We start from the raw sequence: 12,529 nt of genomic DNA, 5'->3' as shown, positions 1-12,529 counted from the left end.
ATGGCGGAGAATATTCACGTGCTGGAGATGACGCGCGAGGAGTTCGAGGAACTGGTCGCCGAGGCGCTGGACCGGATCCCTTCGGAGTTGATGCGGCTGTTGGACAACGTCGCGGTGTTCGTGGAGGACGAGCCGCCGGCGGATGACCCTCAGCTGCTCGGGCTGTACGAAGGGACGCCGCTGACCGATCGCGGGGAGTGGTACGCGGGGGTGCTGCCGGACCGGATCACCATTTACCGGGGGCCGACGCTCCGGATGTGCGAGAGCCGCGAGGAGGTCGTCGAGGAGACCGAGGTGACGGTCGTGCACGAGATCGCCCACCACTTCGGCATCGACGACGCCCGGCTGCACGCCCTGGGTTACGGGTGAGCGGGAGTGAGGGCGAGTGAGACCGGCGAGCCTCGCGTGAGTGCGGAGTGATCGCCGAGTGAGTGCGGAGAGGGCGGGCAGGGGCGCCATGCGTCCGCAGCCGCGGGGAGCGACCGCCGCGACCGAGTACCGCGGAGAGCCCGTCGACCCGGACGTCGATCTCCACGTCCCCGCGGACCGTCGCGAAACCGCTGGTCACCGGCTGTGGAAGGTACTCGCGGTGATCGCCGTGGGCGGTGTGGCCGGGGCCTGCGCCCGGTACGGGGCGTCGTTGGCCTGGCCGGCAGAGGCAGGCAGTTTTCCGTGGGCCACGTTCGGGGTCAATGCGACCGGATGCGGACTGATCGGCGTCCTGATGGTGCTCGTGGCCGAGACGGGTGAGGCACACCCCCTGGTCCGGCCCTTTCTCGGGACGGGAGTGCTGGGCGGCTTCACGACCTTCTCCACCTACGTCGTGGACGTCTCGGAGCTCCTGGACCGCGGGGAGACCGGAACGGCCGTGGCCTACGCGGCCGGAACCCTGATGGCCGCGCTCACCGCCGTATGGGCCGCGGCGACCGCGACCCGGGCGGTCGTACGACGGCGCGGCCGCCCTGCCGGGGCGGGGGACGGGGTCCGGTGAACTGGCTGCTCGTCGTGGCGGGCGCCGCCGTCGGCGCGCCGCTGCGCTATCTCGCCGACCGGGCGGTGCAGGCGCGCCACGCATCGTTCTTCCCCTGGGGGACGTTCGCCGTCAACGTGGCCGGTTCCCTGGTGCTCGGGGCGGTGACCGGCGCGGTATCGGCGGGAGCCGCGTCCTCGCAGGTGCAACTGCTGCTCGGTACGGGGCTGTGCGGCGCCCTGACGACGTATTCGACGTTCTCGTACGAGTCGTTGCGGCTGGCCGAGCGGGGCATGCCGCTGTCCGCCGCGGCGAACGTGGCGGGCTCGGTGGCGGCGGGCCTGGGAGCGGCCGTGGGCGGCCGGGAGCTGGCCGTGTGGCTGCTGGGCTGAGTCCTGTGACGCGGCGAAGGGCGCGGGCGGCGTGTCCTGGGCGGGGGAGGGGGAGTTGAGCACAGCGGCCCCTGCCCGCCGCACTCCGGAGGTACCCGCCCGTGCGCCCGTTTTCCGCCCGCCTTCCCGCCCGTAGCGCCCGAACCCCGGCCCGTACCCCCCTTCGTACGCCCGCCCCTGCACCCGTCGTGCGGGTGGCCGCCGCGGCGCTCGCGCTCGCGGCCGTGACCGGGGGCGTGACCGGCTGTATGAACGTCAGCGACCCGCAGAAGCCCGACCCTTCGGGACCGGCCGGGCCGCGGGGCGGAGCCACGAAGCCGGACGGCGGCGTGGGCGTGACGACCGGTGGTGCGGGCGGCGTTCAGGTCCCGGGGCACGCGGGATACGGCACCGCGGACGGCAAGCGCGGGGTGAAGGGCGGCGATCAGCGCAAGGGGGAGGGAGACGGGGCGGAGGCGAGCCCGGGACCGGGGAAGAAGAGCGACCGGGCGCGGCCGGGGCGCCCCGGTACGAGCTCTCGGCCCGCTGCGCCGTCGCGGCCTCCCGTTGGGTCTCCCCCGCACAGCGCCGAGCCGCCGAAGCCCAGGCCCAAGCCTCAGCCGTCCACGCCGCCTCCGACGCCGTCGAGTCCGTCGAGCCCGCCCCCGAGCACGACCGCATCCGCCTCGCCGCCCGCCGCGCCCAGCTCCTCGGATACGGCGGCGCAGTGGGATCCTGCCGGGATGCCGCCGCCCTCGGATCCCGTTCCGTAAGGAGGCGGCCCGAGGGCTGCCGGACCGTGCCGGGCCGGGCCCGATGGCGTACGGCTCCGGGTCCGCGAGCGTACGGCTGCGCCCTGCGGTTGTGGCGGCTGTCCGGGGCGCGGGCGTGCTGGGCCCGTTCCGGGTGCCAGGCCCACTGCTGACGGATGCTCCTCGGCCACCTGTGGCGACCCGTCGCACCGCTCAGCGAAGCCCGCCGCTCCCGAGGTGCCGCGCGCCTCGCGCCGCCCCCTCCAGCCGCTCCGCTCCGGCCGCCCGGTTCTGCAGGCGCCGCGCCGACCGTCCCCACGTCCGGAAGCGATTTGCCTTGAGGGTGACCGGGTGCGTATGGTGGCAGATCGTTTGATCCCACTTGCCTGGCGCCACGATGTTCCTCTCGAGAAGAGAGGGCGATGAGCGCCGCGTGGCGCGTTCCTGTTCCTTGCCGTGGCTGACCGCATAGAGGCGGTCGTATGCGAATCACGGAGTTTGGGCGCGTGCCGAGACTCCGGAAGGTTTCGCATTTCGCATGTCCATTTCTGCTACTGACCGTGCCGTCATGCCCGAGAACGACGAGATCGTCGAGACCGGCGAGACGGCCGACGCCACTGAGGCCACTGAGGCTCCCGAGATCACCTTCGCGGACCTGGGCCTCCCCGAGCAGGTCGTCCGCAAGCTCGCCCAGAACGGCGTCACCACGCCCTTCCCGATCCAGGCCGCGACCATCCCGGACGCCCTGGCCGGCAAGGACATCCTCGGCCGCGGCCGTACGGGCTCCGGCAAGACCCTCTCCTTCGGTCTCCCGCTGCTGACCCAGCTGTCCGGCGGCCACACCGAGAAGAAGCGCCCCCGCGGCATCATCCTCACCCCGACCCGTGAGCTCGCGATGCAGGTGGCCGACGCGCTCCAGCCGTACGGCGATGTGCTCGGCCTCAAGATCAAGGTCGTCTGCGGCGGCACCTCCATGGGCAACCAGATCTACGCCCTGGAGCGCGGTGTCGACATTCTCGTCGCCACCCCGGGCCGGCTGCGCGACCTGATCAACCGGGGCGCTGCCTCGCTGGAGAAGGTCCAGATCGCCGTCCTCGACGAGGCCGACCAGATGGCGGACCTGGGCTTCCTGCCCGAGGTCACCGAGCTGCTCGACCTGGTGCCGACCGGCGGCCAGCGGATGCTGTTCTCCGCGACGCTGGAGAACGAGATCGACAGCCTGGTCAAGCGCTACCTGTCCGACCCGGTCACGCACGAGGTCGATGCCGCACAGGGCGCGGTCACCACCATGACCCACCACGTGCTGGTCGTGAAGCCGAAGGACAAGGCCCCGGTCACTGCCGCGATCGCCGCGCGCAAGGGCCGGACCATCATCTTCGTCCGGACCCAGATGGGCGCCGACCGTGTCGCGGAGCAGCTGATCGACTCCGGTGTGCGGGCCGACGCCCTGCACGGCGGTATGACGCAGGGCGCCCGGACCCGGACGCTGGCCGACTTCAAGGACGGGTACGTGAACGTGCTCGTCGCCACCGATGTCGCCGCGCGCGGTATCCACGTCGACGGGATCGACCTGGTCCTGAACGTGGACCCGGCCGGTGACCACAAGGACTACCTGCACCGATCCGGCCGTACGGCCCGCGCGGGCCAGTCCGGCACCGTCGTCTCCCTCGCTCTGCCGCACCAGCGCAAGCAGATCTTCCGACTGATGGAGGACGCGGGCGTCGACGCCTCGCGTCATATCGTCGGTGGCGCCGGCGCGTTCCACGAGGACGTGGCCGCGATCACCGGGGCGCGCTCGCTCACCGAGGTCCAGGCCGAATCGGCCTCGAACTCGGCCAAGCAGGCCGAGCGCGAGGTGCAGGAACTGACCCGCGAGTTGGAGAAGGTGCAGCGGCGGGCCGCGGAGCTGCGCGAGGAGGCCGACCGGCTGGTGGCGCGGGCGGCACGTGAGCGGGGCGAGGACCCGGAGGCGGCGGTCGCCGCGGCGGCAGCAACCGCTGCCGAGGCGGAGTCGGCTGAGTCGTCCGTGGCCGAGGCCGCGTTCGTGCCCGCACAGTCCGAGCCGGTCGCCGAGGCGCCGAACCGCTCCTCCGACCGCCGTGACGACCGGGGCAACTACGACCGCCGCGACCGTCGTGAGGACCGTGCGTCGGGTGGTTTCCGTCGTGACGACCGTTCGGGCGGTGGGTTCAACCGGGGTGGTGACCGGGAGCGTCCCAGCCGTTCGTACGACCGTCCCTCCGGCGGAGGTTACGGCCGCGACCGTCGTGAGGACCGTGCGTCGGGTGGTTTCCGTCGTGACGACCGCTCGGGCGGTGGGTTCAACCGGGGTGGTGACCGGGAGCGTCCCGGCCGTTCGTACGACCGTCCCTCCGGCGGAGGTTACGGCCGCGACCGACGCGACGACCGCTCCGGCGGGCGTTCGTTCGAGCGCCGTGACGACCGCTCCGGCGGTGGGTTCAACCGCGGTGGTGACCGGGACCGTCCCAGCCGTTCGTACGGCCGTGACGACCGTCCTTCCGGTGGCTTCCGCCGTGACGACCGCCCCTCCTCGGGCAGCGGCTACCGCTCCGGCGGCGGCGACCGTCCGTTCAACCGTGACCGTCGCGACGAGCGCCCCTCGTCCGGCGGTGGCCACCGCTCCGGCGGCGACCGGCCGCACGGCCGTCGCAGCACGGGGACGGGGACGGGCACCGGCTCGTTCGGCCGCCGCGACGACAAGCCGCGTTGGAAGCGCAAGGGCTGATCGTCGGCTCTGATAAGGGCCGTTCCGGATACTTCACCCAGTATCCGGAACGGCCTTTTCCGTCCCCCGGCCTCCGTCCGCCTGCGCCGCCGCCGCGCGTACCCGGGCAGCCGAGGAGTAGGCGGGACGTCACATCCTGGGACCGCTGATGGGTGGTCAGGCGCCGAACGGTAATCTGCACCGGTCAACAGCGAGTTGACCTCCGTTCGTGCCGTCAACCATGGGGGATCCCAGTCATGTCCGCGCCTCCGCCGCCCTATCAGAATCACCCGCCGCAGCAGCCGTACGGGTATCCGCAGCCTCCGCGCGGGCCGCAGCGGCCGCCGCAGCGGAGTCCGTTGCAGCTGCTGATCACCATCGTCATCGTCGTGGCGGTCTTCGGCGGCGGGGCGTGGTACGTGTGGGACTACAACACCAATCCCAACGGCGGCAAGGCCAAGGCGGAGGCTTCGCAGTCCGCGCAGGCCGAGGAGTACAAGAAGTACAATCCGGAGGTCGGCGACTGCGTCAACGTCCAGGACAACGCCAATGGCGACCCGGTCACGGAGATCGTCGACTGTGGCTCCGCCGAGGCCCAGTACAAGACGGGCGACAGGCTGATCGGCCCCGACGAGAAATGCGGGTCGCAGTTCGACTACAGCATTGAGTACTCCAGCAATCGGGGCGCCGACTACACGTTGTGCTTCACCGAGGTCTGACCTTCGGCTTGTTTCCGGCCGTCGCCCGCAGGAGCGGGTGACGGCCGGATTCGTTGTCCGGGCCGGTGCCAGGCGGGACCGTGTGCCGACGTTGAACACTGCCGACCGGGGGAACTGGGGACCCGCCGGGGAACTCAATTGATCACCGCGGGCGCGGAAGGACGCGCCGTACGCCTGGCCGCGTACGTCACCGCAAAGCTGAGCGCGGCGATGCCCTGCCCCAGCACGAGCTCGATGACGTCGGTCGCCCCCCTCGCGCCCGGTTCGCAACGGCTCTGGATATCGCCTTGATCTCCCGCCGGTACTCCGTGTCGCCTCGTAGCCGGCTGTGGAGATCGGCGACCGTCCGGCCGGTGTGGTCCTGCTCAGCAGAGCCGATGGTGAGGACCACCGGCCGGGCTCGGTCCAGGAAAGCGGGCGGCGCAGGACCCTTCCTTGATGTCAAGATGGCACTCGGCGGTGTCACGGAGTGCAGCTGTCCGTGCCACAGCGTGCAGTGCGGCGGGTGTATCGGCGTACGAGCGTCATGCTCTCGGAAAGTGGCAGGTCAGAAGGGAGCCCGGGGGTGGTCCCTGTGAGTCCGGGTGCGGGTCCGGACGCCTCTGGACTGTGACGGACTTCGGGTCCCGGGGATAGCCGGGGCCTGGACTCTTCGGGTGTTTGCCCTGCTCCCGATGGGGACGGGGCTCAGGGCGCCGACGTCGCCCCGCTATGCTGCGGGTGCGGGCCGTTAGCTCAATTGGCAGAGCAGTGGACTTTTAATCCATTGGTTGTGGGTTCGAGTCCCACACGGCCTACCGCGACGGAGGCCCCGCCACCTGGGAAGTAGCCATCAGGAGGCGGGGCCTTCATACGAACCAGGGCGCGGCGCCCCCTGCCGGCCCGCTGCTGACCCTGAGAGGAAGACGATCTCGACCCGCAGCGAGGTCGACTGATCGGCTGCCGAAACGCCCGAAGCCGCCTCCGCAGGGGCCGAACGTGTCGCAGGTGATACCACGCGCCGGGACGCGAAAGGCCCCGGCCATCCTCCACGGGGGGAGAGGACAACCGGGGCCGGTCTCTGGTGGGGGCGCTGGAATGTCGCGACATCATCAGCAATTCCGAGGAACCGCAGCCCGTTCCCGAGGGGCAGTCCGCCCGCTGTGAGGGCCATCGAGGACGGCCCCCGTGGCATACGCCCTCCCGACGTCTCATCGCACACCGCCCGGGCGGTTGATGACTTCGCCGGGGCAAGGAAGTATGCGGGTACGGCGCCCATGTCGCTGCGGGCACGGGATCGCGTCCGCACAGGGGACGAGAGCCGGTTGTCATGACTAGGATGATGACTACACTCCGTTTCCCCTGGTGGACGTCGCGTTGAGGCTCAACCTGTGCGTCAATGTCCGGCTGCTGCCACGTCGGATGTCCGGTCGGCCGCATACTCCGGCAGCCGTACGCCGTGAGGTTCCCGCGCCCCCACGCGTCGCCCGCATGTTCCGCCCTCGCCCCCCGCGCTACGAGGATCCGATGACACAACACATACCGGAGGCCGTGCTCTGGTGCTTTGCTGCCGGTGTGCTCGCAGGCCTGGTCCTGTTGGTGCGCCAGCGCCGGATCACCGCCGCTCTCCGCAAGCGCCTGGCAGCGCTGGAGTTCGATCTGCACATCCGTGACGAGGAGGCCCGGCACCTCGTGGAGGTCCGCCTTCCGGCTGTGGCGGATGCGCAGCACGACCTCGCGATCGTGCCAGGCCTCCTGGACCAGCGGCTGGCCGGGACGGCGTATGCGCACAGCCTGGAGCGGGTGGTGCACCTGTTCTCCGGCGCCGCCGACCAGGCACGGACCCGTGCCGACCACTCGGCGAAGGCCGCGCTGAAGTCGGCGATGCGCGCACTGCAGGGACTGGCGAACGAGCAGCAGCTCTCCATCTCGGACATGCAGGACCGGCACGACAACCCCCATGTGCTCCAGGACCTCCTGGAGATCGACCATGCGAACTCCCAGTTCGGCCGACGGGCCCAGGCCATCGCCGTACTGTGCGGGTCGTGGCCGGGCCGGCAGCGTGCCGCCTCGTCGCTGGTCGATGTCGTACGCGGAGCGACCTCGCGGATCCGCGACTACCGGCGCGTCGAGGTCCACTCGCGGGTCGAGGTCGGCGTGGTGAGCCGGGCGGTGGAGCCGGTGGTGCTCGCCGTCGCCGAGCTGCTCGACAACGCGGCACGGCACTCACAGCCGAACACCATGGTCGAGGTCGGCATCCAGCCCGCCCACAACGGCACCAGTGTCGTGATCGACGACGCCGGAGTCGGCATGGACGTGCGGGAGGTACAGGAGGCGGACAAGAAGCTGTCGGGCCGCCAGGACATCGACATCAACCGGCTGGGCGACCCACCGCAGTTCGGCTTCGCCGTCATCGGTGTGCTCGCCGCCCGCTACGGGTTCAGCGTCTCGGTCGACACCCGCTCGCCGTACGGAGGTGTGCGTGCCGTGCTGTTCCTTCCCAACGCCCTGCTGACCTCCGTCAGCTCCGACGAGCCGGCCGCCGCGCCGGCCGTACAGGTCGAGGAATCCCTCGCGTCCGGCCTGCCGCAGCGGAAGCCCCGGGCGCGGACGGGCGTGGAGGCCGGGGTGGAGAACGACGTTCAGTCCGGACCGGAGACGGGCGAGTGGGCGCGGCCCACGGCTCCCACGGAGCCCGCAGGCCTCACGGAGCCCGCAGTCGCTCCGGAGCACGCGGCGGTGAATGCGGAGCCCGCGCCCGCGTCCACGGCAGGAGGGCTGCCGAAGCGCAGCCGCCGCCGGCCCGTCCCGGAACGTGTGGCGGCCACGCGGACCGCGCCGGCGCAGCCCGGCGCCGAACCGCCACAGACCCGTGCGGCGCACGAGACCGCGTCCCGTATGGGTGCGTTCGCTCGCGGCACCCGCTCCGGCCGCGCCACTTCCCCAACTGACGAAGGGAACTCCCCGGCATGAAGGACCATATGGCGAACGAACTGGGCTGGATGCTGGACGAGGTCCTGAAGGTTCCCGAAGCCCGCCATGCCATCCTGCTCTCCGCGGACGGGATGCTCCGGTCCCACTCGCAGGGCATCTCCCGTGACGAGGCCGACCGGCAGGCCGCCGCGCTGTCCGGCCTCCAGTCGATCAGCCGGAGCACCGCCGAGTTCTGCGGCAACGAGGCCTCCCCCTGGCAGCAGACCCTGGTCGAGTTCGTCGACGGGTACGTCTTCCTGGTCGCCGCCGGCGCGGGCGCCTATCTGGCGGTCTCCGCGACCCAGGACGTCGACATGGAGGCGGTCACCTACCGCATGCAGAAACTGGTCGACCGGCTGGGCAAGGAGCTGACCAGTCCGCCCCGGCGGGACACGGACGCCGTCCGGCTCGGCACCTCCGGCCCGGCATGAGCCCGCCCCGTAAGCCTGAGAGGGGGCTCGTCAGAGCTTATGTCGTGACGGAGGGCCGGGCCCATCCGACGCGGAACACCCTCGACCTGGTGACGCTCGTGATGGCCATGAACGACCGGCCGCTGACCGGGCTCAGCCCGGAGAAGCGCCGTGTCATGGAGCGGTGCCGCGGAGGGGCGCTGTCCGTCGCCGAGGTCGCGGGACATCTGTCGCTGGCGATCAGCGTGACCAAGGTCCTGCTCAGCGACTTGATCGACAGCGGTCACATCACCACCCGGGCTCCCGTCCCCGAAGCCCAACTCCCCGATGCCCAGATCCTGCAGGAGGTGCTCGATGGGCTCCGCGCTCGCCTCTGACCGCGTCCATCTTCCGGATACGGTCAGGACCGCCGCGAAGATCCTGATCGTGGGCCACTTCGCCGTCGGGAAGACGACGTTCGTCGGCACGCTCTCCGAGATCCGGCCGCTGCGCACCGAGGAGACCATGACGCAGGCCGGTGCGGAGGTGGACGACCTGGCCGGGATCCAGGGCAAGTCCACCACGACGGTGGCCATGGACTTCGGCCGTCTCACGCTGAGCGACCGACTGGTGCTCTACCTGTTCGGCGCCCCCGGACAGAAGCGCTTCACCAGGCTCTGGAAGGACATGACGTACGGGGCCCTCGGCGCGCTGGTGCTGGCGGACACCCGGCGGCTCGACCAGTCCTTCGACATCATGGGCCTGCTGGAGGAACACGGCGTGCCCTACGCGGTCGCCGTCAACCACTTCGACGGGGCTCCGGCCTACCCGGACGAGGAGATCCGCGAAGCCCTCGATCTGCTCCCCGAGACCCCCCTCGTCACCTGCGACGCCCGTGATGACGCGTCCTCCACCCGGGCGCTGATCGCCCTCGTCCAGTACCTCCAGACCCGTATAGCCGAGGAGAGCGCGTGAGTACGTCCCCATCCGCGCCGGGCGCGGTGCCGCCGCCCGGCTGCCCGGCACACACCGGCTCCGGCGGCGGCAGGAGTACGGACGGCGGCAGGACGGCCGAGCCGCTGCACGGACCCGAGTTCGCCGCGGACCCGGCCGCCACCTACGCGCGGCTGCGTGCGTACGGCTCCGTCGCCCCGGTGGAGCTCGCACCCGGCGTCCACGCGTCGCTGGTCACCGGCTACGAAACCGCCCTCGAGGTGCTGCGCAGCCCGGAGCGGTTCGCCAAGGACCCCCGGCGCTGGCGGGCCCTCGCCGACGGGACGGTCCCGGCGGACAGCCCGGTCGTCCCGATGATGATGTACCGGCCGAACGCCCTGTGGACCGACGGCGACGAGCATGCGCGGCTGCGCGGCGCCATCTCCGACAGTCTGAGCCGGGTGGATCCGAACGCGCTGCGCGGCTATGTCGAGCAGAGCGCCGACACCCTCATCGACACGTTCGGGCCCAGGGGGCGCGCCGATCTCCTCGGCGAGTACGGTGCGATCCTTCCGCTGCTCGTCTTCAACCAGCTCTTCGGCTGCCCGCCCGACCTGGGGGAGAAGCTGGTCGAGGGCATGTCCGGGATCTTCGACGCCAACGCGGACTCGGAGAAGGCGAACGCGCTGCTCGCCGAGACGCTCGGCCATCTGGTGGCCCTGAAGCGGGCGAGGCCGGGGGCGGATGTGACGACATGGCTGATGGAGCACCCCGCCCGTCTCACCGACGAGGAGATGATCCATCAGCTCGTCGTCCTCATGGGCGGCGGCACCGAGCCGCAGCAGAACCTGATCTGCAACGGGCTCCGGCTGCTGCTCTCCGACGACCGCTTCGCCGGTGACCTCGCCGGGGGCAGCATGCTCGTGGAGGACGCCCTGGACGATGTCCTGTGGAAAGATCCGCCGCTGGCGAACTACGCCATCCACTACCCGATCCGGGACACCCACCTCGGGGGTGCCCGGCTGCGCGAGGGCGAGCCCATCCTCGTCAGCCTGGCGGCCGCCAACACCGACCCGGCCCTGGCCTCCGAGCGGCGGGGTGGCAACCGTGCGCATCTGGCGTGGAGCGCGGGCCCGCACACCTGCCCGGCGAAGGACCCCGCCCGGCTGATCGCGGCGGTGGCGGTGGAGAAACTGCTGGACCGGCTTCCGGATGTAGAACTCGCCGTAGGGGTAGAGCAGTTGGAGTGGCGGCAGGGCCCGTTCCACCGGGCTCTTGCTGCCCTGCCTGTGAAATTCCCGCCGGTAGCACTGCCGGCCGCCCCGGACGAGACCCCTGGAGCCAGTGGATGGAACACCAGTCCTGCCCCGTCGTCATCAATCCCTCAGGCCACGACATCCACGGCGAGGGAGCCCGTATCAGAGAACAGGGGCCCGTCACGCTGGTGGAGCTCCCTGGCCAGGTGGTGGCGTGGGCAGTAAGTGACCACGCCGTCCTCAAAGAGCTGCTGACCGACCCGCGGGTCTCGAAGGACCCACGGCAGCACTGGCCCAAGTTCATCAACGGGGAGATAACCCCGGAGTGGCCGCTGTTCACCTGGGTCGCGGTGAACAACATGTTCACCGCCTACGGCGGCGATCACAAGCGATTGCGGAAGCTGGTCTCCTCGGCGTTCACCGCGCGCCGCACCGCGGCCCTGCGGCCGCGTATCGAGCGGATGGCCGCCGATCTGCTCGACGGACTCGCCGCCGCTCCGGCGGGCGGGGTGGTCGATCTGCGCGAGGAGTACTGCTATCCCATCCCGATCCAAGTGATCTGCGAGCTGTTCGGTGTCGCCGACGAGGCCATGAGGGAAGACCTGCGGCGCCTCGTGGACAGCATCTTCAACACGGCCGCGAGCGCGGAGGAGGCGGCGAGCACCTTCCAGACCATGCACAGCGTGCTCTCGGATCTCGTCGCCCTCAAGCGGGAGACGCCGGGCGACGACATGACCAGCGTGCTCATCACCGCCCGGGAGGAGGACGGCTCGCGGCTCACCGAGGCCGAGCTCGTCGACACCCTGCTGCTGATGATCAGCGCCGGGCACGAGACCACCGTCAATCTGCTCGACAACGCCGTCCATGCGCTGCTCACCCACCCGGACCAGCTCGACCTGGTGCGCAAGGGCGCGGCCAGCTGGAGCGATGTGATCGAGGAGACGCTGCGCGTCCAGGCCCCGGTGGCGAGTCTGCCGCTGCGTTACGCGGTCGAGGACATCGAGGCGGCGGGGGTGCCCATCAAGAAGGGCGACGCGATCCTGGCCGCGTACGCCGCGGCGGGCCGCAATCCCGTGTCGCACGGGCAGGACGCGGACGTGTTCGATGTGACCCGGGTCGACAAGGAGCACCTCGCGTTCGGCTACGGCGTCCACTTCTGCCTGGGCGCGCCGCTGGCCCGGCTCGAAGCGGAGATCGCCCTGCCCGCCCTCTTCGAGCGATTCCCGGACCTCGCACTGGCCGTTCCGACGGAGGAGTTGACGCCTGTGGCGTCGTTCATCTCCAACGGCCACCGCAGCCTGCCGGCCCGTCTGTCCGGAGCGACAGCGACGGTGGGCTAGGGCGTGTTTCGAAAGTCCCTCCCCCAGACTCCGTCCGGGAGGTGCCCCCAGGCCCGCGACGCCTGGCACGCACGCTCGCTGCGTTGTCGGGCTCGTCCGAGTACGCCCAGTACGAGGACGAC

Annotated in this window: 12 protein-coding genes and 1 tRNA gene; 12 read left to right on the top strand and 1 reads right to left on the bottom strand. The window is 70.9% G+C overall.

Annotated features, from left to right (window positions below; genetic code table 11):
* Nucleotides 1-18: 18 nt before the first annotated feature.
* The 5 genes from ACTWQE_RS25040 (at nucleotide 19) to ACTWQE_RS25020 (ending at nucleotide 5,537) form a co-directional block, all read left to right on the top strand.
* Nucleotides 19-369 (top strand): metallopeptidase family protein, encoded by a 351-nt coding sequence (locus tag ACTWQE_RS25040; protein ID WP_443331307.1) that lies wholly within the window; start codon nucleotides 19-21, stop codon nucleotides 367-369.
* A gap of 88 nt (nucleotides 370-457) precedes the next feature.
* Entirely contained in the window at nucleotides 458-991 is a 534-nt protein-coding gene (crcB, locus tag ACTWQE_RS25035; RefSeq protein WP_443331293.1) for a fluoride efflux transporter CrcB, read from the top strand.
* A complete protein-coding gene (crcB, locus tag ACTWQE_RS25030; protein WP_443331292.1) occupies nucleotides 988-1,362 on the top strand; it encodes a fluoride efflux transporter CrcB in 375 nt (124 codons plus the stop codon). The genes crcB (ACTWQE_RS25035) and crcB (ACTWQE_RS25030) overlap by 4 nt, the downstream gene beginning before the upstream one ends.
* 1,269 nt (nucleotides 1,363-2,631) lie before the next feature.
* Nucleotides 2,632-4,839, top strand: coding sequence for a DEAD/DEAH box helicase (locus tag ACTWQE_RS25025; RefSeq protein WP_443331291.1), 2,208 nt, complete (start codon nucleotides 2,632-2,634; stop codon nucleotides 4,837-4,839).
* Between the two features lie 236 nt (nucleotides 4,840-5,075).
* Nucleotides 5,076-5,537 (top strand): LppU/SCO3897 family protein, encoded by a 462-nt coding sequence (locus ACTWQE_RS25020; protein ID WP_443331290.1) that lies wholly within the window; start codon nucleotides 5,076-5,078, stop codon nucleotides 5,535-5,537.
* Between the two features lie 134 nt (nucleotides 5,538-5,671).
* Here the strand turns inward: ACTWQE_RS25020 and ACTWQE_RS25015 are convergent, their stop codons facing one another.
* Nucleotides 5,672-5,818, bottom strand: coding sequence for an effector-associated constant component EACC1 (locus ACTWQE_RS25015; RefSeq protein ID WP_443331306.1), 147 nt, complete (start codon nucleotides 5,816-5,818; stop codon nucleotides 5,672-5,674).
* A gap of 443 nt (nucleotides 5,819-6,261) precedes the next feature.
* On the opposite strand from ACTWQE_RS25015, the gene ACTWQE_RS25010 reads away from it, so the two are divergent.
* The 7 genes from ACTWQE_RS25010 to ACTWQE_RS24980 all read left to right on the top strand — a co-directional run bounded on the left by ACTWQE_RS25010 (nucleotide 6,262) and on the right by ACTWQE_RS24980 (nucleotide 12,407).
* Nucleotides 6,262-6,334, top strand: a tRNA-Lys gene (locus tag ACTWQE_RS25010).
* Nucleotides 6,335-7,043: 709 nt separating this feature from the next.
* Nucleotides 7,044-8,489 (top strand): ATP-binding protein, encoded by a 1,446-nt coding sequence (locus ACTWQE_RS25005; RefSeq protein ID WP_443331289.1) that lies wholly within the window; start codon nucleotides 7,044-7,046, stop codon nucleotides 8,487-8,489.
* Nucleotides 8,486-8,920, top strand: coding sequence for a roadblock/LC7 domain-containing protein (locus ACTWQE_RS25000; protein ID WP_443331288.1), 435 nt, complete (start codon nucleotides 8,486-8,488; stop codon nucleotides 8,918-8,920). The genes ACTWQE_RS25005 and ACTWQE_RS25000 overlap by 4 nt, the downstream gene beginning before the upstream one ends.
* Nucleotides 8,917-9,276, top strand: coding sequence for a DUF742 domain-containing protein (locus tag ACTWQE_RS24995; RefSeq protein WP_443331287.1), 360 nt, complete (start codon nucleotides 8,917-8,919; stop codon nucleotides 9,274-9,276). Before ACTWQE_RS25000 ends, ACTWQE_RS24995 begins: the two co-directional genes overlap by 4 nt.
* Entirely contained in the window at nucleotides 9,254-9,853 is a 600-nt protein-coding gene (locus ACTWQE_RS24990; protein ID WP_443331286.1) for a GTP-binding protein, read from the top strand. Before ACTWQE_RS24995 ends, ACTWQE_RS24990 begins: the two co-directional genes overlap by 23 nt.
* The gene (locus ACTWQE_RS24985; protein ID WP_443331285.1) at nucleotides 9,850-11,292 is read left to right on the top strand and encodes a cytochrome P450; all 1,443 of its coding nucleotides are present in this window, start codon (nucleotides 9,850-9,852) and stop codon (nucleotides 11,290-11,292) included. The genes ACTWQE_RS24990 and ACTWQE_RS24985 overlap by 4 nt, the downstream gene beginning before the upstream one ends.
* Nucleotides 11,274-12,407, top strand: coding sequence for a cytochrome P450 family protein (locus ACTWQE_RS24980; RefSeq protein ID WP_443331305.1), 1,134 nt, complete (start codon nucleotides 11,274-11,276; stop codon nucleotides 12,405-12,407). The genes ACTWQE_RS24985 and ACTWQE_RS24980 overlap by 19 nt, the downstream gene beginning before the upstream one ends.
* Nucleotides 12,408-12,529: the final 122 nt, after the last annotated feature.

This window comes from Streptomyces sp. 8N706 (genome assembly GCF_052245415.1).
GTDB lineage: Bacteria > Actinomycetota > Actinomycetes > Streptomycetales > Streptomycetaceae > Streptomyces.
This window is presented reverse-complemented; position numbering and strand designations above follow the sequence as displayed.